Annotated in this window: 14 protein-coding genes and 3 rRNA genes; 4 read left to right on the top strand and 13 right to left on the bottom strand. The window is 69.4% G+C overall.

The features are described from left to right. Window positions 1-22: 22 nt before the first annotated feature. On the bottom strand, window positions 23-1,885 hold the full coding sequence (ilvD, locus tag I598_RS00255; RefSeq protein WP_068200107.1) for a dihydroxy-acid dehydratase: 1,863 nt from the start codon (window positions 1,883-1,885) through the stop codon (window positions 23-25). Between the two features lie 203 nt (window positions 1,886-2,088). Here ilvD and I598_RS00250 point away from each other — a divergent pair, with 203 nt between their 5' ends. Next, entirely contained in the window at window positions 2,089-2,643 is a 555-nt protein-coding gene (locus I598_RS00250) for a hypothetical protein (protein WP_068200104.1), read from the top strand. Between the two features lie 103 nt (window positions 2,644-2,746). Here the strand turns inward: I598_RS00250 and I598_RS00245 are convergent, their stop codons facing one another. Continuing rightward, window positions 2,747-4,267, bottom strand: a complete 1,521-nt coding sequence (locus I598_RS00245) for a peptide MFS transporter (protein WP_068200101.1) — start codon at window positions 4,265-4,267, stop codon at window positions 2,747-2,749. 95 nt (window positions 4,268-4,362) lie between these two features. Here I598_RS00245 and I598_RS00240 point away from each other — a divergent pair, with 95 nt between their 5' ends. Beyond that, entirely contained in the window at window positions 4,363-5,718 is a 1,356-nt protein-coding gene (locus I598_RS00240; protein WP_068200098.1) for a cryptochrome/photolyase family protein, read from the top strand. Between the two features lie 87 nt (window positions 5,719-5,805). Here the strand turns inward: I598_RS00240 and I598_RS00235 are convergent, their stop codons facing one another. From I598_RS00235 to I598_RS00205, 7 genes are all read right to left on the bottom strand, one after another. Then, on the bottom strand, window positions 5,806-6,360 hold the full coding sequence (locus I598_RS00235) for a GNAT family N-acetyltransferase (protein ID WP_068204645.1): 555 nt from the start codon (window positions 6,358-6,360) through the stop codon (window positions 5,806-5,808). Window positions 6,361-6,383: 23 nt separating this feature from the next. Then, complete coding sequence (gene gatB, locus I598_RS00230; RefSeq protein WP_068200095.1) at window positions 6,384-7,886, bottom strand: Asp-tRNA(Asn)/Glu-tRNA(Gln) amidotransferase subunit GatB; 1,503 nt, start codon at window positions 7,884-7,886, stop codon at window positions 6,384-6,386. A gap of 16 nt (window positions 7,887-7,902) precedes the next feature. After that, a complete protein-coding gene (gene gatA / locus I598_RS00225) occupies window positions 7,903-9,408 on the bottom strand; it encodes an Asp-tRNA(Asn)/Glu-tRNA(Gln) amidotransferase subunit GatA (RefSeq protein WP_068200092.1) in 1,506 nt (501 codons plus the stop codon). A gap of 1 nt (window position 9,409) precedes the next feature. Further along, entirely contained in the window at window positions 9,410-9,706 is a 297-nt protein-coding gene (gene gatC / locus I598_RS00220; RefSeq protein WP_068200087.1) for an Asp-tRNA(Asn)/Glu-tRNA(Gln) amidotransferase subunit GatC, read from the bottom strand. A 174-nt stretch (window positions 9,707-9,880) separates the two neighbouring features. Further along, window positions 9,881-9,997 (bottom strand): 5S ribosomal RNA (rrf, locus tag I598_RS00215). 106 nt (window positions 9,998-10,103) lie between these two features. After that, window positions 10,104-13,217, bottom strand: a 23S ribosomal RNA gene (locus tag I598_RS00210). Between the two features lie 530 nt (window positions 13,218-13,747). Next, window positions 13,748-15,266, bottom strand: a 16S ribosomal RNA gene (locus tag I598_RS00205). Together the 16S, 23S and 5S rRNA genes form the textbook arrangement of a ribosomal RNA operon. 494 nt (window positions 15,267-15,760) lie before the next feature. Here I598_RS00205 and I598_RS00200 point away from each other — a divergent pair. Beyond that, the gene (locus I598_RS00200) at window positions 15,761-16,309 is read left to right on the top strand and encodes a GNAT family N-acetyltransferase (RefSeq protein WP_068200085.1); all 549 of its coding nucleotides are present in this window, start codon (window positions 15,761-15,763) and stop codon (window positions 16,307-16,309) included. A gap of 3 nt (window positions 16,310-16,312) precedes the next feature. Here I598_RS00200 and I598_RS00195 read toward each other — a convergent pair whose 3' ends face one another. The 3 genes from I598_RS00195 to I598_RS00185 all read right to left on the bottom strand — a co-directional run bounded on the left by I598_RS00195 (window position 16,313) and on the right by I598_RS00185 (window position 24,070). Beyond that, entirely contained in the window at window positions 16,313-17,314 is a 1,002-nt protein-coding gene (locus tag I598_RS00195) for a sugar phosphate isomerase/epimerase family protein (RefSeq protein WP_068200081.1), read from the bottom strand. Between the two features lie 61 nt (window positions 17,315-17,375). Continuing rightward, entirely contained in the window at window positions 17,376-17,966 is a 591-nt protein-coding gene (locus I598_RS00190; RefSeq protein WP_068200078.1) for a hypothetical protein, read from the bottom strand. A 233-nt stretch (window positions 17,967-18,199) separates the two neighbouring features. Continuing rightward, window positions 18,200-24,070 (bottom strand): ThuA domain-containing protein, encoded by a 5,871-nt coding sequence (locus I598_RS00185; RefSeq protein ID WP_232314214.1) that lies wholly within the window; start codon window positions 24,068-24,070, stop codon window positions 18,200-18,202. A gap of 53 nt (window positions 24,071-24,123) precedes the next feature. Here I598_RS00185 and I598_RS17520 point away from each other — a divergent pair, with 53 nt between their 5' ends. After that, a complete protein-coding gene (locus tag I598_RS17520) occupies window positions 24,124-24,279 on the top strand; it encodes a hypothetical protein (RefSeq protein WP_157557105.1) in 156 nt (51 codons plus the stop codon). A 6-nt stretch (window positions 24,280-24,285) separates the two neighbouring features. Here I598_RS17520 and I598_RS00180 read toward each other — a convergent pair whose 3' ends face one another. Beyond that, complete coding sequence (locus I598_RS00180) at window positions 24,286-25,464, bottom strand: Gfo/Idh/MocA family protein (protein ID WP_068200075.1); 1,179 nt, start codon at window positions 25,462-25,464, stop codon at window positions 24,286-24,288. Window positions 25,465-25,527: the final 63 nt, after the last annotated feature.

Below are 25,527 nucleotides of genomic sequence, written 5' to 3'. Positions count from 1 at the left end.
CGCGAGCAGCCACGATCGACGCTCAGCGCCGCGTGATGAGCGAGACGTCGCGCACGGCGCCGCGGTCGGCGGACGTCGCCATGGCGGCGTACGCCTGCAGCGCGGGCGAGACGTAGCGGTCGCGGGCGACGGGCTGCCACGGGTGCTCGCGGGCCTCCATCGCGGCGCGGCGCTCGGTCAGCACGTCGTCGGGCACGTTGAGGTGGACGGAGCGCGAGTCGACGTCGATCACGATCTCGTCGCCGTCCTCGACCAGGCCGATGACGCCGCCCGCAGCGGCCTCGGGCGAGACGTGCCCGATGGAGATGCCGGACGACCCGCCGGAGAACCGGCCGTCCGTGATGAGCGCGCACACCTTGCCCAGGCCGCGGCCCTTGATGAACGACGTCGGGTAGAGCATCTCCTGCATGCCGGGGCCGCCCGCGGGGCCCTCGTACCGCACGACGACGACGTGGCCGGGCTGGACCTGCTTGGTGAGGATCTTCTCGACGGCCTCGTCCTGCGACTCGCAGACGAGCGCGGTGCCGACGAAGTGGAAGACGTCCGGGTCGACGCCGGCCGTCTTGAACACGGCGCCGTCCTGGGCGAGGTTGCCGCGCAGCACGGCGAGGCCGCCCTCGACGGTGTACGCGTGCTCGACGTCGCGGATGCAGCCGTTCACCTGGTCGGTGTCGAGCGACTCCCACCGGTTCTGCGTGGAGAACGCCTGCGTGGTGCGCACGCCACCCGGCGCGGCGTGGAACAGCTCGAGGGCCCGGTCGGTGGCCTTGCCGCCGCGGACGTCCCAGTCGTCCAGCCAGTCGTCGAGGGTGGCGGTGTGCACGCTGGTGACGTCCTTGGCGAGCAGCCCGGCGCGGTGCAGCTCGCCGAGCAGCGCGGGGATGCCGCCCGCCCGGTGGACGTCCTCCATGTGGTAGTCCGGGTGGTTCGGCGCGACCTTGCTCAGGCACGGCACCCGGCGGGAGATCTCCTCGATGTCCGCGAGCGTGAAGTCGACGTCGCCCTCCTGAGCGGCGGCGAGCACGTGCAGCACCGTGTTGGTCGAGCCGCCCATGGCGACGTCGAGCGCCATCGCGTTGGCGAACGCCTCCTTGGTGGCGATCCCCCGCGGCGCCGCCGTGTCGTCCTCGTCCTCGTAGTACCGCTTGGCCAGGTCGACGATGGTGCGCCCGGCCTCGAGGAACAGGTCGCGGCGCGCGGCGTGCGTCGCCAGCGTGGAGCCGTTGCCGGGCAGCGACAGGCCGAGGGCCTCGGTGAGGCAGTTCATCGAGTTCGCCGTGAACATGCCGGAGCACGACCCGCACGTGGGGCAGGCGTTCTCCTCGACCTGGGCCAGCGCCTCGTCCGAGACGTTGTCGTCGGCGGCGTAGTTGATCGCGTTGATGAGGTTGAGGGGGGTCTTGGCGACGCCGTCCGCGACGATCGCCTTGCCGGCCTCCATCGGCCCGCCGGAGACGAAGATGACGGGGATGTTGAGCCGCATGGCGGCGTTGAGCATGCCCGGGGTGATCTTGTCGCAGTTGGAGATGCAGACCAGGGCGTCGGCGCAGTGCGCGTTGACCATGTACTCGACGGAGTCGGCGATGAGGTCGCGGCTGGGCAGCGAGTAGAGCATGCCGGCGTGACCCATCGCGATGCCGTCGTCGACGGCGATCGTGTTGAACTCCTTGGAGACGCCGCCCGCCTCACGGATCGCCGAGGCGACGAGGTCGCCCATGTCCTTGAGGTGCACGTGCCCGGGGACGAACTGCGTGTACGAGTTGGCGATGGCGATGATCGGCTTGCCGAAGTCCTCCGACCCCATGCCCGTGGCGCGCCAGAGCGCGCGGGCGCCGGACATGTTGCGGCCGTGGGTGGACGTGCGGGAGCGCAGGGGGCGGCTCATCAGGATGCTCCTTCGTACCGGTGTCGCTCGCGGCATGGGGGCGACGCGTCAGGGCAGCGTACGCCGTCCCGTCCGCTGGTCGACGGCCCGTCCGCCTGGCGACCGCAGGCCCGGCGCGTCCCAGTCTCATCCACCGAGAAGATTCCAGACTGAAACGGTTTTTCTGGACAACCAGGCCGGACTCGTCAGTACGGTCGTGGGCCATGACTGCCACGACGAAGGAACCCGCCAGCACCATCACCAGCACCTCGTCAGACCAGCTCGTCTCCAGCCCTTCCGCCCGGCGCGCGCTCGCCACCTGCCGCCTCCTGCTCGCCGCCGTCTTCCTATGGCCCGCCCTCGACAAGATCTTCGGGCTCGGCCACGCCACCCCCCGTGACCAGGCGTGGATCGCCGGGAGCTCGCCCACCGGCGGCTACCTCACCCACCTCGACTCGCCGCCGGCCGCCCTCTTCGCCGCCCTCGCCGGCCCCGTCACGGACGTCCTGTTCATCGGCGGCATGCTGGGCACCGGCCTGGCGCTGCTGCTCGGCATCGGCCTGCGGGTCGCCGCCGTCGCCGGCGGGCTCATCATGGCCATGCTCTACGTCGCGTCCTGGCCCTTCGGCGCCGGGTCGAACAACCCGCTCGTCGACCAGCACCTCGTCTACGTCGCGCTCCTCGCCGCGCTCGCCCTCACCCGCTCCGGCGACACCTGGGGCCTCGGCCGCGCCTGGGCCGCCTCCGGCATCCCCGGCACCGCCACCTGGATGCGCTGACCCGCCCGGCGGCCCCGCGACCGCGACGGGCCCTGACCACCGACGCGGCGACGCCCGGGAGGCGCGGCGACCGCGCCGCTCCTCCCGGGCGTCCTGCCGTCGGTCACTCGCCCGCGGTGCGGGTGCCCTCCAGCTCGTCCGCGTGCCGGATGTGCCGGGTGACCCACGGCGCCAGCAGCAGCAGGATCCCCGCGAACACCAGCGCGACGACCCCGATCCCGCCGAAGTACACGGTGTCGGACACCCCTTCGGTGGCCTGGATCGTCTGGGCCGTGATCGCCTGGCCCGCGGCCGACGCGAGGAACCACAGCGCCATCGCCTGTCCGCGGAACGCCCGCGGCGCGAGCAGCGTCGTCGCCGCGATGCCCACCGGGGACAGACACAGCTCACCGAGCGTCTGGACCACGTACACGGTGATAAGCACCCATGGCGGCGCCAGGGTGTCGCCGAGGACCGCCGACGCGGCGGCGAGAAAGATGAACGACAGCGCCGCGAGCGCCAGACCCATGACGAACTTGTACGCCGTCGGCGGCCGGTCGTTCGTCTTCGTCCAGATCCACGCGAACACCGGCGCCAGCAGGATGATCGACAACGGGTTGACCGACTGGAAGAACGCCGGCGACAACGTGAACCCGAACAAGGAGAGCTGGGTGCGTTCGTCGGCGAACTGGGTGAGCGTGGTCGCGGCCTGCTCGAAGATCATCCAGAACAGCATCGCCGCGACGAACAGCGGCACGTAGGCCAGGACGCGCGGGCGTTCGGCCTCGGTGACCCGCGGGGACCGGTACATCACGGTGAGCAGCACGACGGGCGTCACGAGCGCCAGGTAAGACGTCGCGTCGATGAAGGTGGTGATGCCCCACTCGCCGGACACGAGGACGGCGACGACGGTCGCGAGGGCGATCGCGCCGAGCACCAGCAGCCCGAGCCGGACCACCTTCGGCCGGTCGGCCGGGGTGATCGGGTTGGCGATGTCGGTCCCGGCCTTGCCCAGGTAGCGGTAGCCGCCGACGAAGAACACCAGCGCGATCGCCATGCCGATCGCCGCCACCGAGAACCCGGCGTGGTAGCCCCAGGTCCGCTGGACGGCGCCGACCACGATCGGGGAGAAGAACGACCCGAGGTTGATCCCCATGTAGAAGATCGTGAACGCGGGGTCGCGGCGCGGGTCGTCGCGGGCGTAGAGCTCGCCGACCATCGACGACACGTTGGGCTTGAGCAGGCCCGTACCGAGCGCCACGAGACCGATGCCGGCCATCGACGCGCCGTACGTCGGGATGGTCAGCAGCACGTGCCCCGCGGCGATGATGATGCCGCCGTAGAGGACGGAGCGGCGGGCGCCGATCACCCGGTCGGCCAGCCACCCGCCGAGGATCGACAGCAGGTACACCGACGTGCCGTAGATGGAGACGAACGCCGCAGCGGTCGTCTCGTCCATCGCGAGACCGCCGTTGAGCACGGTGTCGACGAGGTAGAGGTAGAGGATCGCGCGCATGCCGTAGTAGCTGAACCGCTCCCACAGCTCCGTGGTCGCCAGCGTCATGAGCCCTCGGGGGTGGCCGAAGAACGCCCGGTCACCCTCGTGCTGCGGGCGGGGCTCCGGTACCGCTGCCTGCTCGGTCATGAGCAAACTCTGGCACCGGTGCCCGCGCCCTGCGACCGGGCCGTGCGGCGGTGCCCGGCCGCGCCCCGTACGGTGGCCGGGTGCCGACGACCGTGATGTGGTTCCGCCGCGACCTCCGCCTGGCCGACAACCCCGCCCTCGTGGCCGCCGTCGAGGCGGCCCGCGCGGACGGCGACGACGTGGTCGGCCTGTACGTGCTCGACGAGGCGCTGTGGTCCCGCGCCGGCGCGAACCGGCTCGCCTACCTCGTGGACTCCTTGCGCGCGCTCGACGAGGCGTGCGGGGGAGCGCTGGTCGTGCGCCGGGGCGACCCCCGCGAGGTGGTGCCCGCCGTCGTGCGCGAGGCCCGCGCGTCCGAGGTGCACGCCGCGGCGAGCCACGAGCCGTACGGTGCCCGCCGCGACGACGCCGTCCGCGCGGCGCTGCCGACCGGCGTCCCGCTGGTGACGACCGGCTCCGCGTACGCCGTCTCCCCCGGCCGTTTGCGCACCGGCTCGGGCACGCCGTACCAGGTGTTCACGCCGTTCCGCGGCGCCTGGCTCGAGCACGGCTGGCGTCCCCCCGCCCCACGCCCGCGGGAGATCCCGTGGCGCCCGCTGCGCCGGGACGACCTGCCCGCCGTCGAACCCACCGCGACGCTGCCCCGCGCCGGCGAGGCCGCGGCACGCCGACGCTGGCACGCGTTCCTGCGGGACGGGCTCTCCGGGTACGCCGAGCAGCGCGACCGTCCCGACCTCGCGGGGACCTCGGCGATGTCGGTCCACCTGCGCTGGGGCGAGGTCCACCCGCGCACCCTGCTCGCCGACCTCGCCGGCACCCCGGGCCTGCCCTCCGACGACGTCGCGACGTTCCGCTCCGAGCTCGCCTGGCGGGAGTTCCACGCCGACGTGCTGCACCACCAGCCCGGGGCGCGGAGCCGCTCCCTGCGCGCCGTCGTCCCCGAGGACGCGTGGGCCCAGGACGACGCCGAGGCCGAGCTGCTCGACGCGTGGCGCGAGGGACGCACCGGCTACCCGCTCGTGGACGCCGGGATGCGACAGCTCCTCGCGACCGGGTGGATGCACAACCGGGTGCGCATGGTCGTGGCGTCGTTCCTCGTCAAGGACCTGCACGTGCGCTGGCAGCGCGGCGCCGAGCACTTCATGGCGCACCTCGTCGACGGCGACGTGTCGCAGAACCAGCTCAACTGGCAGTGGGTCGCGGGCACCGGCTACGACGCCGCCCCCTACTTCCGCGTCTTCAACCCCGTCACCCAGGCGAAGAAGTTCGACCCCGACGGCGACTACGTGCGCCGCTGGGTGCCCGAGCTGCGCGACGTCGACGGCCCCCGGGCGCACGAGCCCTGGCGGCTGGACCCACCACCGCCGGGGTACCCCGCCCGCCTCGTCGACCACGCGACCGAGCGCAAGGTCGCCCTCGACGACTTCCACCGCGCGCGGACGAGCCGCTGACGGCCCCTGCCCGACGGCGGCACGGGCGCAGGGACGGCGACGGCCGGGTGACGGCGCTCGCGCACCATCACCCGGCCGTGGAGGACGTCAGTCCTGCGTCGCCCGGAACTCGTCCTCCAGGATGCTCATGACGACGGCGTCCGCCCAGTCGTCACCGTCCCGGTAGGCGTCGCGCAGCCGCCCCTCCTCGACGAACCCGACCGACCCGTACAGCGCCTTGGCCCGCGGGTTGATGCTCAGCACGTCCAGGCTGACCCGGTGCAGCCGCGGCCCGCCGTCGGCGGGATCCGCGTCGAAGGCGAACCGCAGCACCTCGACGATCGCCTCCCGGCCGTAGCCGCGGCCCCGGTAGTCCGGAAGCATCTGGAGGCGCAGGTTCGCCGACCGCGCGACCGGGTCGAGGTCGTTGAGGACGATCTCCCCGATCAGCTCGTCGCTGACCAGCCCGCCGTCCCGCACCGCCGCCGGGGTGATCGCCCAGTCGTAGCGACCGTCCTCGTCGGCCACCGTCGCGGCCCACCGGTCGACCTGCGCGCGCGTGAACGCCGCCGTCGTGCCGGTCAGCCGCCGGCCCTCGGGGTCGTTCACGGCCTCCCAGAGCCGAGCGCCGTCCCGAGCCTCCAGCGGCCGCAGGCGCATCATCTCCCCGACGAGGACGGCGGTCCTCACTGGCCGATCCTCTCCAGCACCAGCTCGCGGACGCGCTTGGCGTCCGCCTGGCCCTTCGTCGTCTTCATGACGGCGCCGATGATCGCTCCGACCGGGCCCTGGTTGCCCGACCGGACCTTCTCGACGACGTCGGGCTGGGCGGCCAGCGCCTCGTCGATCGCGGCGAGCAGCGCCCCGTCGTCGGACACGACCTCCAGCCCGCGGGCGACCACGACCTGCTCGGGGTCGCCCTCGCCGGCGAGCACGCCGTCGAGCACCTGGCGCGCGATCTTGTCGTTGATGCGCCCCGCGTCGACCAGCGCCTGCAGCTCACCGATCTGGGCGGGCGTGATCGCCAGCTCGGCCAGCTCGACCTCGTCCTGCTTCGCACGGCGGGCGAGCTCACCCATCCACCACTTGCGGGCCGCGGCCGGCGACGCACCCGCCGCGACCGTCGACTCGATGAGGTCGAGAGCACCCGCGTTGACGACGTCACGCATCTCGGCGTCGGCGAAGCCCCACTCGTCGTGCAGACGACGGCGGCGCGCCTGCGGCAGCTCCGGCAGCGTGGCGCGGATCTCCTCGACCCACTCGCGCGACGGCTCGACCGGCACCAGGTCCGGCTCCGGGAAGTAGCGGTAGTCCTCGGCGTCCGACTTCACGCGGCCCGCCGTGGTCACGCCGGTGTCCTCGTGCCAGTGCCGGGTCTCCTGCACGATCTTCTCGCCGGCGTCCAGCAGCGCCGCCTGGCGGGAGATCTCGTAGCGCACCACACGCTCGACCGAACGGAACGAGTTGACGTTCTTGGTCTCGGTCCGCGTGCCCAGCGGGGACTCCGCCGTCGGGCGCAGCGACACGTTGACGTCCGCGCGGACGTTCCCGCGCTCCATGCGTGCCTCGGACACGTCCAGGACGCGGAAGATGTCCCGCAGCGCCTGCACGTAGGCGCGCGCCACCTCGGGGCCACGGTCACCGACGCCCGTGATGGGCTTCGTGACGATCTCCACCAGCGGGATGCCCGCCCGGTTGTAGTCCACGAGCGAGTACTCCGCGCCGTGGATCCGTCCCGTGGAGCCGCCGACGTGCGTGTTCTTGCCCGCGTCCTCCTCCATGTGGGCGCGCTCGATCTCGACGCGGTGCACCGTGCCGTCCTCGAGCTCCACGTCGAGCCAGCCGTCGAAGGCGATCGGCTCGTCGTACTGGGAGGTCTGGAAGTTCTTCGGGACGTCCGGGTAGAAGTAGTTCTTCCGGGCGAAGCGGCACGACTCCGCGATCTGGCAGTTCAGCGCCAGACCGATGCGGATCGCGTACTCGACGGCGGTGCCGTTCACGACCGGCAGCGCACCGGGCAGGCCCAGGCTCACCGGGGTCGTCTGCGTGTTCGGGTCCGCGCCGAAGCTCACCTCCGCCGCGCAGAACATCTTGGTGCGCGTGCCGAGCTCGACGTGCACCTCGATGCCGAGCACCGGGTCGAACCGTCGGACCGCGTCGGTGTAGTCGACCAGCTGGGTCACAGTCATCTCCTTCGTGGGTCCGTCAGCCGAGCTCGGGCGCGCGGTCGAGCAGCGGGCCGCCCCACGCGCTCTCCAGGGCAGCCTCGAGCGCGGCGCCGACGCGGTACAGCCGGTCGTCCGCCTTCGCCGGGGCGAGGATCTGGAACCCGACGGGCAGCCCGTCGTCCGACAGCCCGTTCGGCACCGAGATGCCCGGCACGCCGGCGAGGTTGGCGGGGATCGTCGCGACGTCGTTGAGGTACATCGCGAGAGGGTCGTCGAGCTTCTCCCCCAGCGGGAACGCCGTCGTCGGCGCCGTCGGGGAGACCAGCACGTCCACCTGGGCGAACGCTGCGTCGAAGTCCCGCTGGATGAGCGTGCGGACCTTCTGCGCGCTGCCGTAGTAAGCGTCGTAGTAGCCCGCCGACAGCGCGTAGGTGCCGAGGATGACCCGACGCTTCACCTCGTCGCCGAAGCCCGCACCACGGGTCGCCGCCATGACGCGCTCCGCGGTGACCGGACCCTCCTCGGGCTCCACGCGCAGGCCGAACCGCATCCCGTCGAACTTCGCGAGGTTGCTCGACGCCTCCGACGGCATGATCAGGTAGTAGGCCGCCAGCGCCGCGTCGAACGACGGGCAGGAGACCTCGACGATCTCCGCACCGGCCTGCGTCAGCAGGTCGAGCGACTCCTGGAACCGAGCGAGCACGCCCGGCTGGTAGCCCTCGCCCTGGAGCTGCGTCACGACGCCGACCTTGAGACCCGACAGGTCGCCCGCGGCGCCCTGGCGTGCGGCGTCGACCAGGGCCGGCAGCGGCTCCGGGATCGACGTCGAGTCGCGCGGGTCGTGACCGCCGATGAGCTCGTGCAGCAGCGCCGAGTCGAGCACCGTGCGGGTCACGGGGCCCGCCTGGTCGAGGGACGACGCCATCGCGATGAGGCCGTAGCGGGAGACGCCGCCGTACGTCGGCTTGACGCCGACCGTGCCCGTGACGGCACCCGGCTGGCGGATCGAGCCGCCCGTGTCGGTTCCGATGGCCAGCGGGGCCTCGAAGGCCGCGACCGCGGCGGCCGAGCCGCCGCCCGAGCCCCCGGGGATCCGGTCCAGGTCCCACGGGTTGTGCGTGTTCCCGAACGCCGAGTGCTCCGTGGAGGAGCCCATCGCGAACTCGTCCATGTTCGTCTTGCCGAGGATCGGCAGGCCCGCGGCCCGGATCTTCTCGACGAGGGTCGCGTCGTACGGCGGGATCCATCCCTCGAGGATCTTCGAACCCGCGGTCGACGGCATCCCCTTCGTGACGACGACGTCCTTGACGGCGATCGGCACGCCGGCCAGCGGGTGCAGCTGCTCGCCGGCAGCACGCCGGGCGTCGACGTCGCGAGCCGTGGCCAGCGCGTCCTCCGCGCTCACGTGCAGGTAGGCGTGGACGGCGCCGTCGACGGCGGCGATGCGGTCGAGGTGCGCCTGCGTCACCTCGACGCTCGTCACCTCGCCCGACTGCAGCTTCTCGGCCAGCTCGGCCGCGGACAGCCGGATCAGGTCGGTCATCTCACTCCTCCCCGAGGATCTGCGGCACCGCGAAACGGCCGTCCTGCGCGTCCGGGGCCGCCGCGAGGGCGTCCTCAACCGGTAGCGGATCAACCGGCACGTCCGCGCGGAACACGTTGGACATCGGCAGGGGGTGGCTCGTGGCAGGCACGTCGGGCGTGGCGACCGCGCTCACCTGGGCGATGGACTCGACGATCACGTCGAGCTCGCCGGCGAGGCGGTCCAGCTCGTCAGGGCGCAGGTCGATCCGCGCCAGCGCCGCGACACGCGCGACCTCGTCACGGGAGATGGTGGACATGCGGGCAAGTCTAGTAGCCCGCACGACCCCGGCGGCTGCCACCCCGAGTCGCTCCCTGTGAGGAACGCCCCCGCCCCCGGCGCGAGTCAGCGCTGGGCGGCGCGAGTCAGCGCAAGGTGGGGGAATGCAAGCAGGCCCCCCAACCTGGTGGTTGGGGGCCTGTTTGTGAAGGGTGTCCGGCGGCGTCCTACTCTCCCACCCCGTCTCCAGGGCAGTACCATCGGCGCTGTAGGGCTGAGCTTCCGGGTTCGGGATGGGACCGGGCGTTTCCCCTACGCTGTGACCGCCGTAACGTTGTCGAGTTGTTCGGGTTCCACACCGTCCCTTGGTCTGGGGGTGGTGTGGGTGGTGCCCGTTTCTCGGGAACCGCACAGTGGACGCGTGCATGCAAGGAGTGTGTGTGAAGTTGTTGGCTGATTAGTACCGGTCAGCTGCGACAGTCTTTGGTCCTGTCTTCCACTTCCGGCCTATCTACCCAGTGGTCTAGCTGGGTGCCTTCACAGAAAGATTCTGTTGGAAACCTCATCTTGAAGCAGGCTTCCCGCTTAGATGCTTTCAGCGGTTATCCCTTCCGAACGTAGCGAACCAGCGGTGCTCCTGGCGGAACAACTGGCATACCAGAGGTTCGTCCGTCCCGGTCCTCTCGTACTAGGGACAGCCCTTCTCAAGTTTCCTGCGCGCGCAGCGGATAGGGACCGAACTGTCTCACGACGTTCTAAACCCAGCTCGCGTGCCGCTTTAATGGGCGAACAGCCCAACCCTTGGGACCTACTCCAGCCCCAGGATGCGACGAGCCGACATCGAGGTGCCAAACCATCCCGTCGATATGGACTCTTGGGGAAGATCAGCCTGTTATCCCCGGGGTACCTTTTATCCGTTGAGCGACGGCGCTTCCACAAGCCACCGCCGGATCACTAGTTCCGACTTTCGTCCCTGCTCGACCTGTCGGTCTCACAGTCAAGCTCCCTTGTGCACTTGCACTCGACACCTGATTGCCAACCAGGCTGAGGGAACCTTTGAGCGCCTCCGTTACATTTTGGGAGGCAACCGCCCCAGTTAAACTACCCACCAGGCACTGTCCCTGGTCCGGATCACGGACCGAGGTTAGATGGTCGATGCGGTCAGAGTGGTATTTCAACGGCGACTCCACTCGCGCTGGCGCGCGGGTTTCATAGTCTCCCACCTATCCTACACAAACCGCACCGAACACCAATACCAAGCTATAGTAAAGGTCCCGGGGTCTTTCCGTCCTGCTGCGCGTAACGAGCATCTTTACTCGTAGTGCAATTTCGCCGAGTTCGCGGTTGAGACAGCGGAGAAGTCGTTACGCCATTCGTGCAGGTCGGAACTTACCCGACAAGGAATTTCGCTACCTTAGGATGGTTATAGTTACCACCGCCGTTTACTGGGGCTTAAATTCTGGGCTTCGCCGAAGCTGACCCGTCCTCTTAACCTTCCAGCACCGGGCAGGCGTCAGTCCGTATACATCGTCTTGCGACTTAGCACGGACCTGTGTTTTTAGTAAACAGTCGCTTCTCCCTGGTCTCTGCGGCCCTCACCGCGTCCCACCGCTAGGGTGTTGACGGATCAGGCCCCCCTTCTCCCGAAGTTACGGGGGCATTTTGCCGAGTTCCTTAACCACGATTATCTCGATCGCCTTGGTATTCTCTACCTGACCACCTGAGTCGGTTTGGGGTACGGGCGGCTAGAACCTCGCGTCGAGGCTTTTCTTGGCAGCATAGGATCACCCGTTTCCCGCATACGCGGTCACTGTCAGCTCTCACCCTGGTGCTTCGCGGATTTGCCTACGAAGCGGGCTACGGCCTTGGACGTGGTCTACCATCGCCACGCCGGGCTACCTTCCTGCGTCACCCCTGTTAATACGCTTACCTACTACCGGTTCGGGTCACGCGCCGCCGGCAGCGGTGTGGTCCGAAGACCACTGTGCTGCCCTTGGGGCGTTTAGCATCACCGGGCTCGGTATGGGCGGTTCTTCGCCGGTAGGAGAATATCAACTCCTTGTCCATCGACTACGCCTGTCGGCCTCGCCTTAGGTCCCGACTTACCCAGGGCGGATTAACCTGGCCCTGGAACCCTTGGTCATTCGGCGGACGGGTTTCTCACCCGTCATTCGCTACTCATGCCTGCATTCTCACTCGTGTGGTCTCCACCGCTGGATCACTCCGCGGCTTCACTGCCCACACGACGCTCCCCTACCCACCCACACGCCTGAACACAGATCAAGTCTGTGCTGGGCAAAGTGTGAGTGCCACGGCTTCGGCGGTGTACTTGAGCCCCGCTACATTGTCGGCGCGGAATCACTTGACCAGTGAGCTATTACGCACTCTTTCAAGGGTGGCTGCTTCTAAGCCAACCTCCTGGTTGTCTGTGCAACTCCACATCCTTTCCCACTGAGCACACGCTTAGGGGCCTTAGCCGGTGGTCTGGGCTGTTTCCCTCTCGACTACGAAGCTTATCCCCCGCAGTCTCACTGCCACGCTCTGGCTTACCGGCATTCGGAGTTTGGTTGACGTCAGTAACCTGGTGGGGCCCATCGGCCATCCAGTAGCTCTACCTCCGGTAAGGAACACGTGACGCTGCACCTAAATGCATTTCGGGGAGAACCAGCTATCACGAAGTTTGATTGGCCTTTCACCCCTAACCACAGGTCATCCCCTCAGTTTTCAACCTAAGTGGGTTCGGTCCTCCACGCCGTCTTACCGGCGCTTCAACCTGCCCATGGCTAGATCACTTCGCTTCGGGTCTAGACCCGGCGACTGAATCGCCCTGTTCGGACTCGCTTTCGCTACGGCTTCCCCACACGGGTTAACCTCGCCACCGAGCACTAACTCGCAGGCTCATTCTTCAAAAGGCACGCCGTCACCCCTGCTAGGGAGGCTCCGACGGATTGTAGGCACACGGTTTCAGGTACTATTTCACTCCCCTCCCGGGGTACTTTTCACCTTTCCCTCACGGTACTTGTCCGCTATCGGTCACTAGGTAGTATTTAGGCTTAGCAAGTGGTCTTGCCAGATTCACACGAGATTTCTCGGGCCCCGTGCTACTTGGGATCCCCTCCACCAGGCCGCACCATTTCGTCTACGGGACTCACACCCTCTACGGTCCGCCTTTCAATGCGGTTCGACTATGACACGGCTTTCTTACTGGCTGAAGAACTGTCAGATTCCTCCAGAAGGTCCCACAACCCCGTACGCGCAACGCCTGACAGCTTGACACGCGCACGGTTTGGCCTCATCCGCTTTCGCTCGCCACTACTCACGGAATATCTCTTCCTGCCGGTACTGAGATGTTTCACTTCCCGGCGTTCCCTCCACTCGCCCTATATATTCAGGCGAGGGTGACCAGGCATGACCCTGGCCGGGTTCCCCCATTCGGACACCCTCGGATCACAGCTCGTTTGCCAACTCCCCGAGGCTTATCGCAGGCTACCACGTCCTTCTTCGGCTCCTAGTGCCAAGGCATCCACCGTGTGCCCTTAAAAACTTCGGCACACACTACAAATATGCTACAGAAATCCAAGAAAACGCCTCACCACCTCGCAAGAGGAAGTGATGCGTCTTTGAACATCTGGGATGCTCGCGTCCACTGTGCAGTTCTCAAGCAACGGACGAACCCGCCGGCGCGGACGCCACCAACCCCACCACCACCAGAGACCCCACACCTTCCGGTGCGAAGACCCTGCAGCAGCCAGGCGGTATGACACCCACCGACGACCCGCGTCGTGAAACCCCCGACCCATGGCCGGTTGCCTCAGGACCCAACAGTGTGCTCTCCCGACCCCACTCACGACACCGACCCGACTTTCCAACCACCCACCCACCCCGAAGGGCAGCGCAGCGGCGTACTCGCGAGCCGGCCCACGAACGGGACCGTACGGTCAATGTTCCACCCAGAGCAGCCACCAGACGCACGAACGGCGCCTCGAGCAGCCTGCATGGACCCCAGCTGAACGATCCCACCAGCACCCACCCGAACGGGCGAGCAACACCGGTGCGACCACCAGGGCCACGTGCTCCTTAGAAAGGAGGTGATCCAGCCGCACCTTCCGGTACGGCTACCTTGTTACGACTTAGTCCCAATCGCCGGTCCCACCTTCGACCACTCCCCCCCAAAGGGTTGGGCCATGGGCTTCGGGTGTTACCAACTTTCGTGACTTGACGGGCGGTGTGTACAAGGCCCGGGAACGTATTCACCGCAGCGTTGCTGATCTGCGATTACTAGCGACTCCGACTTCATGGGGTCGAGTTGCAGACCCCAATCCGAACTGAGACCGGCTTTTTGGGATTCGCTCCACCTTACGGTATCGCAGCCCTCTGTACCGGCCATTGTAGCATGCGTGAAGCCCAAGACATAAGGGGCATGATGATTTGACGTCATCCCCGCCTTCCTCCGAGTTGACCCCGGCAGTCTCCCATGAGTCCCCGGCATAACCCGCTGGCAACATGGGACGAGGGTTGCGCTCGTTGCGGGACTTAACCCAACATCTCACGACACGAGCTGACGACAACCATGCACCACCTGTGCACCGACCTTGCGGGGCACCCATCTCTGAGTGTTTCCGGTGCATGTCAAGCCTTGGTAAGGTTCTTCGCGTTGCATCGAATTAATCCGCATGCTCCGCCGCTTGTGCGGGCCCCCGTCAATTCCTTTGAGTTTTAGCCTTGCGGCCGTACTCCCCAGGCGGGGCACTTAATGCGTTAGCTGCGGCACGGAACTCGTGGAATGAGCCCCACACCTAGTGCCCAACGTTTACGGCATGGACTACCAGGGTATCTAATCCTGTTCGCTCCCCATGCTTTCGCTCCTCAGCGTCAGTTGCGGCCCAGAGACCTGCCTTCGCCATCGGTGTTCCTCCTGATATCTGCGCATTCCACCGCTACACCAGGAATTCCAGTCTCCCCTACCGCACTCTAGTCTGCCCGTACCCGATGCACGCCCCAGGTTGAGCCTGAGGTTTTCACACCAGACGCGACAAACCGCCTACGAGCTCTTTACGCCCAATAATTCCGGACAACGCTTGCGCCCTACGTATTACCGCGGCTGCTGGCACGTAGTTAGCCGGCGCTTCTTCTGCAGGTACCGTCACTTGCGCTTCTTCCCTGCTGAAAGAGGTTTACAACCCGAAGGCCGTCATCCCTCACGCGGCGTCGCTGCATCAGGCTTTCGCCCATTGTGCAATATTCCCCACTGCTGCCTCCCGTAGGAGTCTGGGCCGTGTCTCAGTCCCAGTGTGGCCGGTCGCCCTCTCAGGCCGGCTACCCGTCGACGCCTTGGTAGGCCATTACCCCACCAACAAGCTGATAGGCCGCGAGCCCATCCCCCACCGAAAAACTTTCCAGCACCCACCATGCAGCAGGCACTCATATCCGGTATTAGACCCCGTTTCCAAGGCTTATCCCGAAGTGGAGGGCAGGTTGCTCACGTGTTACTCACCCGTTCGCCACTGATCCACCCAGCAAGCTGGGCTTCACCGTTCGACTTGCATGTGTTAAGCACGCCGCCAGCGTTCGTCCTGAGCCAGGATCAAACTCTCCGTAAAAGAGAGAAAAACACCACGAACCCCGAAGAGCCCGCGATGCCAATCGATACTGGCCAGACAGCTAGCATAAAACCTAGATGTCCGATCCAAAGGAACCAATGAAGGTTCAATAAATTTGGCATTGACTATCAAGCACACTGTTGAGTTCTCAAACAACCGACACACACCATCCGACGGTCCGGACCTCAGTCCGAACCCCGTCCGGGGCAACCCTTCAACCTTACCCGGTTCGACTCCCTCTGTCCACTCGCGCTCGGCGCTCGTGCCCAGGATCGGTGACCCGGTCCGGCCCCTCCACGACGTGGTCCGGAGCGCACGAGACGCCCGGCCTTCCGGAGAGAGTTCCAGCCCCGGCGGCCGCCTCGCGGCGTCCGTCCCCGTCGGGCTGACTCCCAGAACATTACACCTCGGCGTACCCCGCTCCAACTTCCGGCGACGTGACCCCGCGCACATGCCACCACCGCTGCGGCGTGCCCGCGGCTAGGGTCGGATCCATGCCCCACCACGACGTCGTCGTCCGCCGCGCCGAGCCTGCCGAGGCGGCGGAGATCGCCTGGCTGGCCGCCCTCACGTTCCCGCTGGCCTGCCCGCCGGGCACGTCGCCGGAGACCATGGCGGCGCACGTCGCCACCCACCTCACGCCCCAGCACTTCGCCGGCTGGGCGACGAGCTCTCGGCACGGTCTGTTCGTCGCCCGGGCGGACGGCGTGGTCGGCTACGCGCTGCTCGCGCTCGGGCAGCCGGACGGGCACGCCGAGCGCGAGGCGCTCGCCGCCGTGACCGACGGCCCCGTCGTCGAGCTGTCGAAGATCTACGTGCACCCGCACCACCAGGGCGACGGCACCGCGGACCTGCTCATGACCGCCGCGGTCGACGACGCGACCCGCCTCCTGCCGGGCGGCACCCTGTGGCTGGGCACGAACGGTCGCAACGGCCGCGCCCAGGCGTTCTACCGGCGGCACGGCTTCGACGTCGTCGGCACCCGCACCTACGACGTCGGCGGCGTGCAGCACGACGACGTGGTCATGCTGCACACCGCCTGAGCGTCAGCGGGTCGAGAACGCGGCGTCGAACGAGGCGTCGGGCGCGTCGAACGCGTGCTGGCGCACGAACTCGAGCGCCTCGGGCGCGCCGACGAGCCGGTCCATGCCGGCGTCCTCCCACTCGACCGAGATCGGGCCGGAGTAGCCGATGGTGTTGAGCATCCGGAACGAGTCCTCCCACGGCACGTCGCCGTGGCCGGTGGAGATGAAGTCCCAGCCACGCCGCGGGTCGGCCCAGGGCAGGTGCGACGACAGCCGGCCGTTGCGGCCGTTCGTCATCCGCTTCTTCGTGTCCTTGCAGTCCACGTGGTAGATCCGGTCGCGGAAGTCCCACAGGAAGCTCACCGGGTCGATGTCCTGCCACACCATGTGCGAGGGGTCCCAGTTGAGGCCGAACGCCTCCCGGTGTCCGATCGCCTCCAGGGTACGGACGGTGGTCCAGTAGTCGTAGGCGATCTCGCTGGGGTGGACCTCGTGGGCGAACCGCACGCCGACCTCGTCGAAGACGTCGAGGATCGGGTTCCAGCGGTCGGCGAAGTCCTGGTAGCCCGCCTCGACCATCTCCTCCGAGGCGGGCGGGAACATCGCCACGTACTTCCAGATGGACGACCCGGTGAAGCCGATCACCGTGTCCACTCCGAGCTTCGCGGCGAGGCGGGCGGTGTGCTTCATCTCCTCGGCGGCACGCTGTCGCACGCCCTCCGGGTCGCCGTCGCCCCAGACGACGTCGGGGAGGATGTCCCGGTGCCGGGCGTCGATCGGGTCGTCGCAGACGGCCTGGCCCTTGAGGTGGTTGGAGATGGCCCAGACCTTCAGTCCGTACCGCTCCAGGAGCTCGAGGCGCGAGGCGACGTACTCGTCGTCGTCCCAGCGCCACGGGTCGAGGTGGTCGCCCCAGCAGGCGAGCTCGAGCCCGTCGTAGCCCCACTCGGAGGCGAGCCGGGCCACCTCCTCGAGCGGCAGGTCGGCCCACTGGCCGGTGAACAGGGTGATCGGTCGTGCCATCGTCGTTCCTCTCGTGCGTGCGGGACCGGCGCGGCCGGTCCCGGTTCCAACAGGTCTCAGGTCAGGTGCGGTGTCGACGGCTCAGCAGCAGCGCGACGACGGCGCCGGCGACGACGACCGCCACGGCGCCGACCCACAACGGCCAGCCGGCGCCGGAGTCGGCGTCCTGGGCCGCCGCGGCGTCGGAGCCGGGCTCCACGGCACCGGGAGCGGTGCCGTCGGCGGCGGCCTCGGCCTCGGCGGTGGGCTCCGGCGAGGCGGACGGCTCGACGACAGGGGGTGCGACGACGTCGAGGTTCGCCTTCACCCTCGTCTTCTCCGGCTCGGTGACACGGGCGGTCACGGTCCAGCTGCCCTCGTCCAGGAGCTCGGGGTCGGACCGGTACCAGCCGACGCCCTCCGAGGCGGACACGAGGGTGACGGGGCCGATCTCCTCGCCGTCGTCGGACACGGCCCGGACGACGACGACCGCCGAGTCCTCGACGGGGTGGCCGTCGCCGGCCCAGGTCAGCGACGCGGAGACGCCGCCCGCCCCGTCGGTGCCGATCTCGACGTCGATCTCCCCGCCGTGCGCGACGGCGACACCCGCCGCTCCCGCGACGGCGATCCCGGCCGCCAGGGCGGCCGCGGCGGCCCGCGCGATCCATCTCATCGTCTGCTCCTCTGCGTCCGTGGTGCGGGCCGGGGCCCGAGGTCCCGGTGCGGGAGCGGAGCGCATCCGTCCCGCACCGGGGGTGGCCGGTCGTTGACCGGCCGGTGCCGTCGGCGGCCGGTACGCCCCGCGACGGCCCTGGGCCGGGGTCGCCGGCAGGTCGTTCGTGCGTGCCGACCGCCGACGGCGGTCAGGTGGGGCGGGCGCCGGCGGTCACCGGCGCCCGCCCGAGGTCAGTCGCACACCTCCTCGATGGTCACGACCAGGGTCGCCTTGCCCGACGGGCTGGACTTCCAGCTGCCGGCGAGCGTCAGCTCGGTGCGCGCCTCCGGGGTGGCGATCACGTGGTACTGACCGGGGTCGAGGTCGCGCAGGTCGCGCGGCTTGCCGCTGAGCTTGCCGCCGACCCAGTTGTGCACGACGTAGCTCTTCACCCCCGGCAGCGTGACCGGGGTGATGGAGCCGCCGGCGTCGCACGACGCCTGCTCCACGACCACCGCGGGGGTGGTCGGGTCGGGGCACTCCGGCTCCTCGATCGTCACGAAGAGCACGGCGAGCCCGTTCGCCCGGACCTGCCAGTCGCCGGCCTCGACGAGGAAGAACCCGTCAGCAGGCCGTGCGGCGACCCGGTAGGTGCCCGGCGGCAGGTCGCCCAGGTCGTCCGGGACGTCGCCGGCAGCGCCGTCGACCCACTCCCGCACGACGTAGGACGAGATCCCGTCACGGGCGACCGGCGCGATCGAGCCGCCGGTCACCACCTCGGCGTCGGAGGCGTCGTAGGAGCACGTCGCCTGGACCACGTCGGCGGCCGGGGCCACCGGGCAGTCGGGCTCCTCGAGCGTCACCGTGGTCTCGAGCCGGCCCTGGAAGATCCGGGTCCAGCCCTCGGCCGGCACCAGCTCGTAGCCGGCGGCGGGCCAGGCCCGCACCACGTAGTCGCCCGGAGGCAGGTTCGACCCGTTGCCGATGTAGGTGCCGAGGTCGTCGGCGGCCCACACGACGTACCGCTGCACGCCCTCGGTCGCGACACCGCGGACGGCGCCGGTCCCCACGACGGGGTCGCCGTCGTCGCCGAGCGTGCAGGTGGGCTGCGTGAGGACGACCGACGGGGTCGCCTCGCTCACCTCGGGCTCCGCGATGGTGAAGGCGAGGGTGTCGCCGGTGACGGTCTCGCCGTCCGCCGACGCCCGCACCTCGACGGTGTGGTCACCGGCTCCGGAGACCACGACCGGGGCCGTGTACTCGGCCCAGCCCGCACCGTCGACGTTCACCTCGCGGTAGACCTGGACGCCCTCGGGGCCGCCCGTGGTCTCGACCGTCACGGTCACCGGCCCGAGCCACTGCCCGTCCGGGCCGTCCGGCTCCGCCGGGTCGAGGGTGCCGACGACCTCCAGCGGCTCGGTCGCGCCGAGCACCCGGAAGTGCTCGAACCGGGCCGTGGCGACCGACTGCTGAGCGGCGCCCAGGGCGAAGAGCCCCACGCGGGCGTCGTCGAGCCCGGCGTTGTCCACCGTCTCGGCGATCGTCGTCCACTCCTCACCGTCGGCGCTGTACTCGCCCGTGAAGGTCGAGCCCGCCTTGGTGAGCCGCAGGTGCCACACGGCCGACGTGAGGTCGTTCGCGCCCGGCTGCGGGTTCTGGACGACCCCGCCGACCTCGCTGCGCAGCTCGATCCGTCGCGACACCGCGCTGCCCGGCGCGTTGTCGGTGACGAGGTCGAGCTTCACGTAGTCGTCGTCACCGGCGTACGCGATGAGACCACCCTGCTGGTACTGCTGGTCGAACTCCGACCCGTCCACCAGGGTCTCGACGCTCCAGTCACCCTCACCGAGGTCCTGCACGACGATGTTCGGCGTGCCGGTGTTGTCCCCGGAGTAGATGTCGGTGGCCGTCGTGTCGATCTCGAGCTCACCACCGGTCACCCGGTAGCCGGTCGGGTCCTCACGGACGACGTCCCAGCGGCACGGGTCGAGGGTGTCGGCGTCGAACTCGTCGTCCGGTCCGGGCGCCTCGGCCGTGTCGTCGGGGGTCAGGTGGAACCAGTCGAACTGCGCGTCGACGACCGGAGCCGTCGACCCGGTGCCCGCGAGCGCCACCAGGCCGATCCGCGGGTCGTCGATGCCGGCGAGGGACTTCGTCTGCGGCATGGACGTGAAGGTCACGCCGTCCGCCGAGTACGAGGCCTGCAGGTCCTGGCCGTCGGTGCTGGCCAGGCGCACGTACACCGTGTCGGGGTACGCGGCCCCGAGCGCGGCCGTGTTGGAGTCGCCGACCTCGTTGGGGGCGCCGGCCTCCTCCCGGATGTACTGGAAGATCCGCGTGGCCGGGTCGGCGGGTGCCGACCGGCCCTGGACGACCATCTTGGCGTAGTCGTCCGGGCCGCCCCAGATCAGCAGGCCTGCCTGCTGGTACTGGGCGTACGCGGGGATGGTGACCTTCGCCGTCGCCGTGAACGGGCCGTCGGGAAGGTCCTGCAGGACGACGTTCGGGACGGTGACGTTGTTCGTGCCGTAGAAGTCCGCGACCGCGGCCGGGACCGTCAGGACGCCGTCGGCGACCTGGAGGTCCTGGTTCTGGTCGAGGACGTCCCACCGGTCCGGGTCGAGCTCGGTGCCGAGGAAGTCGTCCGAGCGTCCGGACAGGCACTGGACCGGTTCGGGCGTCACGCCCGTGACCTCGACCGTCACGTACTCGACGGCGTAGGCGCCGCCGCTGTCGGTGACGCGCACCTGGAGCCGGTAGGTGCCCGGCTCGTCGTAGGTGTGCTCGAGGGTCGGACCGCCGTCGACGAACCCGTCACCCAGGCCGACGTCCCACGCGTACGTGAGGTCGCCGGTCGAGTCGGGGTCGGTCGCCGTGGCGGTGGCGGTGACGGTCAGCGGGGCGTCCCCGGCGACCGGGTCGACGACGAGCTCGACGTCGGGCCGCACGTTGTCGGTGACGCCACGACCGTCGATCTCCATCCAGTTGACGTTGATGCCACCGGACAGCAGCACGAAGTGCAGCGATCCGGAGCCACCGGGAACGTTCGTCAACGGGGTGCCGACGTCGACGTACTGCTGCCAGCCGCCCGTGCCGGGCACGGTGATCTGACCGATCTCCGGGCCGTCCGGGGCGTCCCAGCGCACCGAGACGACACCACCGGTGCCGCTCGACGCGGCGCGCAGCGAGATCGCGTCCACGTTGGTGAGGCTGACCGGCTCGTGCGCCCAGTAGTCGCCCGGCTCGATGTAGCCGATGTTCAGGCCGCCGCCGGCGGTGTCGCCGGTCGTCTCGGTCTGCACGCCGGGGTCGCCGGCGTCACCGATGCCCGGGACGCGCCCGGTCTCGGTGAAGAACTCCGACTGGACGAGCTTCGGCTGGAGCACCTGCAGGTCCGTCGTCGTCAGCGGGGCGCCTGCCTCGCCGCCGTCGTCGGTGTAGAAGGCCTCGACCACCCAGAAGATGTTCGCCTCGATGCCGTGGCCCTCGTCGCGGGCGGTCTGGATGGTGCCGGAGCACCCCGTCAGCTCCTCGAACGGGTGGGCGTGCGAGTCGTGGCCCAGCGACGTGAACAGGGTGACGTCGTCACAGCTCACCTCGCCGTCCGGGTCGGTGACCTCGATCTCGTAGAGGACCTGGTCGCCCCACTCGAAGAACCCGCCGTTCTCCGGGAAGGTGATGGACACCTCCGGGGCGACGTTGCCGACCACGACCGTCACGTTCGCGACGCCCGTCTGACCCGACTCGTCCGTGACGACGAGCTGGGCCGTGTAGCGGCCGTTCTCGGTGTAGGTGTGGACCGGGTTCTCCTCGGTGCTCGGCTCCGAGCCGTCACCGAAGGTCCACTGCAGCGCGATCGGCTCGCCGCCGGGGTGCCGGGTGCCCTCCGAGGAGAACTGCACCGTCAGCGGCGCCAGGCCGGAGGTGACGTCGGCGCTCGCCCGCGCGATCGGCGCGGGGTCACCCTCGACGTAGTTCACCTTGTAGACGCCCGAGGTGTCGTTGTTGCCGCCGAACCCGGAGCCCCAGTCGACGACGTAGAGCGCGCCGTCGGGACCGAAGTCGAAGTCCATCGGCCGGTCGAAGCCGGCGCTCGGGTCGAAGATCTCCGGCAGCACCCGGTTGATGTCCACCAGGTCGTCGCGCTGGTCGCCCGCGAGCTGGAAGGAGTACATGCGCCCCTGGTTCCACTCGCCGAACAGCGCCTTGCCGTCCCAGTACTCCGGCCACTTCACGTCGGAGTCGAGCTCCGGGTCGTAGGAGTAGACGGGGCCGCCCATGGGCGCACCGCCGCCGCCGATCTCCGGGAACAGCGGGTTGGTGGAGTAGCCGTACCAGACCTCCGCCTCGACGGCGGCAGGCAGCTGGGTGATGCCGGTGTTGTGCGGCGAGTCGTTGACCGGCCCGCCCGCGCAGTCGTACTGCGCGCCCGGCTGACCGGTGGCGAAGTCGTACGCGAAGTAGGCGTTGTTCGCCCCCGTGCAGTACGGCCAGCCGTAGAAGCCGGGCTCGCTGACGACGTTCCACTCGACCGTGCCCGCCGGGCCGCGCGTGGCGCTCGCCGACGAGGCGTCCGGGCCGTAGTCGGCCACGAGCACGTTGTCGTTCGTGGGGTCGACGCCGATGCGGAACGGGTTGCGGAAGCCCATCGCGTAGATCTCGGGCAGGGTGTCCGCCGTCCCCGGAGCGAACATGTTGCCGTCCGGGATCGTGTACGTGCCGTCGTCCTGCGGCGTGATCCGCAGGACCTTGCCGCGCAGGTCGTTGCTGTTCGCCGACGTGCGCTGGGAGTCGTAGTTCTCCCGGCCCGCACGCTCGTCGAGGGGCGAGTAGCCCTGCGACTCGAACGGGTTGGTGTTGTCGCCGGTGGCGACGTAGAGGTTGCCCTCCGAGTCGAACACCATGTCACCGCCCGCGTGGCAGCAGGTCTGCCGCTGCGTCGGGACGACGAGCACCTTCTCCTCCGAGGCCGGGTCGATGGTGCCCGCGGCCGCGTCGTAGTCGAAGCGGGACACCCGGTTGTGCGGGCCGTCCGTCCCGACGTCCTGCGGCGACCAGAACAGGTACACCCAGCCGTTGTCCGCGAAGTCCGGGTCGAGGACGACGCCCGTGAGGCCGTCCTCGTTGGACTGCGTGACCGCCAGGGTCATCGCCGTGCTCGTGGTGCTGGTCTCCGGGTCGATCACCCGCACCCGGCCGTCGCGCTCCACGTAGAACACGGTCCCGTCGGGAGCCACGTCCAGCATCATCGGGTTCGCGGTGTCCTCGTCGAGCGGCACCATCTCGTAGCTGGCGCTCTGCGTCGCCGCGCAGTCGGAGTCGACGACGCCCGCCGCGGTCTGCAGACCGCCCAGCAGGTGCTCGAGGAACTCCGGCTCCGCGTAGGACTCGTCGGTGTGCCCGCCGCCGGTGTACCAGGACCGGCCGCCGTCGTACGCCTGGCACCACGCGATCGGGTGCTCGGCACCCATCGCGCCCGTCCCCGCGGAGTACGAGCCCTCGTCGAGGGACGCGAGCACGTGCACCTCGTCACGCGGGTCCGAGCGGAAGTTGTACCACTCGTCGAAGCGGTCCCAGCGCTCCGGCAGGTGCTCGGTGGACGCGTGGACGTGGTCCTCGACCTTGATGGTCGCGTCCTGGTTCTGCGGGTGGGAGTCGAAGTACGCGCCCACCAGCTCGCCGTACCAGGGCCAGTCGTACTCGGTGTCGGACGCGGCGTGGATGCCCGCGTACCCGCCGCCGCCCTGGATGTACCGCTCGAACGCGGCCTGCTGGTCGGCGTCGAGCACGTCACCCGTGGTGGACAGGAACGTCACCACGTCGTAGGCCGCCAGGTTCTCGTCGGTGAAGGCGCCGGCGTCCTCGGTGGCGGTCACCGTGAAGCCGTGGTCCTGCCCGAGCTGCTGGATCGCCGCGATGCCCGCGGGGATCGAGCCGTGCCGGAACCCGGCGGTGCGGGAGAACACGAGGACGTCGAACGGGTCGGACTGGTCGGGGGCGGCCGCCAGGGGGGCGGCGGAGAGGTCGGTCGGTACGGCCGCCTGCGCGGCGGCCGCCGTGGCCAGGGTCAGCGGGAGACAGACGGCCAGCGCGGTGGTGGCGGCGATCGTCCGCCCACCCACGCGTGCCCGTCTCCGTTGCGGGTTCCTCACAAGAGCTCCTTCGTCGTCGAACGATGCTGTTGCTGCGCTCCGCGGCTCCCGACACGTCGGCCCTGACGACGTCGGCACCCGGTGGTGGCTCGCGCCACCCGTCCGGCGGGCGCCCCGCGGCGCCCGCACCCTCCTTCCTCGCGGCCTGGCCCGACGACACCGTCGTCGCCGGGCCGTGACGTCCGTCAGACGAGCGTCACCCAGCCGCTGCCCTTCTCGGAGCTGCGCTCGACGGCGTCGAGCACCCGCTGCACCGCCAGCCCGTCGGCGAACGACGGGGTGGGCTGACGCCCGGCGGCCAGGTCCTCCACGAGGTCCACCACCTGGTGGGTGAACCCGTGCTCGTAGCCGAGCCCGTGGCCGGGCGGCCACCACGCCCCCGTGTAGGGGTGGTCGGGCTCGGTGACGACGATCCGGCGGAACCCCGCCGTCGTCGACTCCTCGGTGTCGTCGTAGAAGTGCAGGAGGTTCATGTCCTCGAAGTCGAAGGCCAGCGAGCCCTTCGACCCGTTGAGCTCGAGGCGGATCGCGTTCTTGCGGCCCGCCGCGAACCGCGTGGCCTCGAAGCTCGCCAGGCCGCCGCCCGACAGCCGGCCGAAGAACAGCGCGGCGTCGTCCACCGTGACCGGCCCCGTGCCCGTGCCGGCCTCGGCGGACAGCCCCGACGACGACGCGGCCACGGGACGCTCGCGCACGAACGTCTCCATGATCCCGCTGACGCCCACCAGGGACTCCCCCGTGACGAACTGCGCGAGGTCGACCACGTGCGCGCCGATGTCCCCCAGCGCGCCGGACCCGGCCTGCTCCTTGTCGAGACGCCAGGTCAGCGGCGACGTCGGGTCGGTGAGCCAGTCCTGGAGGTACTGCGCCCGCACGTGCCGCACCTCGCCGATGCGACCGTCGGCCACCAGGCGGCGCGCGAGCTGGATCGCGGGCACGCGCCGGTAGGTGAAGCCCACCATCGCGAGCACGCCGCGCTCGGCCGCCCGGGCGGCCGCGGCCGCCATCTCCTCGGCCTCCGCCACCGTGTTCGCCAGCGGCTTCTCGCACAGCACGTGCTTGCCCGCCTCGAGCGCCGCGACGGCGATCTCGACGTGCGTGCTGCCCGGGGTGCAGATGTCGACCAGCTGGACGTCGTCCCGCGTCAGGAGCGACCGCCAGTCCGTGGTCGAGTCCTCCCAGCCGAGCTTGTCGGCCGCCGCGGCGACGGCGGTCTGCGACCGTCCCGCCACCACCTGCATCCGGACCTGCATCGGCAGGTCGAAGAATCGGGGGGCCGTGCGCCAGGCCTGTGAGTGCGCGGCCCCCATGAACGAGTAGCCGACCATCCCGACGCCGAGCCGGGCACGCTCTGCCTCACCCATGGCGGAGCTCCTTCCTTCGTGGGTCATGACCCGGCCCCGGTCACAGGGCGAGCCGGACCGCGG

This window comes from Isoptericola dokdonensis DS-3 (assembly GCF_001636295.1).
Classification (GTDB): Bacteria; Actinomycetota; Actinomycetes; order Actinomycetales; family Cellulomonadaceae; genus Isoptericola; species Isoptericola dokdonensis.
The sequence above is the reverse complement of the archived record's forward strand: the minus strand, read 5'-3'. Positions and strand labels throughout refer to the sequence as shown.

Bases quoted from the DNA above. Each gene is read 5' to 3' on its own strand.
- ilvD (WP_068200107.1), bottom strand. From the start codon at position 1,885: ATGAGCCGCCCCCTGCGCTCCCGCACGTCCACCCACGGCCGCAACATG.
- I598_RS00250 (WP_068200104.1), top strand. From the start codon at position 2,089: ATGACTGCCACGACGAAGGAACCCGCCAGCACCATCACCAGCACCTCG.
- I598_RS00245 (WP_068200101.1), bottom strand. From the start codon at position 4,267: ATGACCGAGCAGGCAGCGGTACCGGAGCCCCGCCCGCAGCACGAGGGT.
- I598_RS00240 (WP_068200098.1), top strand. From the start codon at position 4,363: ATGTGGTTCCGCCGCGACCTCCGCCTGGCCGACAACCCCGCCCTCGTG.
- I598_RS00235 (WP_068204645.1), bottom strand. From the start codon at position 6,360: ATGATGCGCCTGCGGCCGCTGGAGGCTCGGGACGGCGCTCGGCTCTGG.
- gatB (WP_068200095.1), bottom strand. From the start codon at position 7,886: ATGACTGTGACCCAGCTGGTCGACTACACCGACGCGGTCCGACGGTTC.
- gatA (WP_068200092.1), bottom strand. From the start codon at position 9,408: ATGACCGACCTGATCCGGCTGTCCGCGGCCGAGCTGGCCGAGAAGCTG.
- gatC (WP_068200087.1), bottom strand. From the start codon at position 9,706: ATGTCCACCATCTCCCGTGACGAGGTCGCGCGTGTCGCGGCGCTGGCG.
- I598_RS00200 (WP_068200085.1), top strand. From the start codon at position 15,761: ATGCCCCACCACGACGTCGTCGTCCGCCGCGCCGAGCCTGCCGAGGCG.
- I598_RS00195 (WP_068200081.1), bottom strand. From the start codon at position 17,314: ATGGCACGACCGATCACCCTGTTCACCGGCCAGTGGGCCGACCTGCCG.
- I598_RS00190 (WP_068200078.1), bottom strand. From the start codon at position 17,966: ATGAGATGGATCGCGCGGGCCGCCGCGGCCGCCCTGGCGGCCGGGATC.
- I598_RS17520 (WP_157557105.1), top strand. From the start codon at position 24,124: ATGCTGTTGCTGCGCTCCGCGGCTCCCGACACGTCGGCCCTGACGACG.
- I598_RS00180 (WP_068200075.1), bottom strand. From the start codon at position 25,464: ATGGGTGAGGCAGAGCGTGCCCGGCTCGGCGTCGGGATGGTCGGCTAC.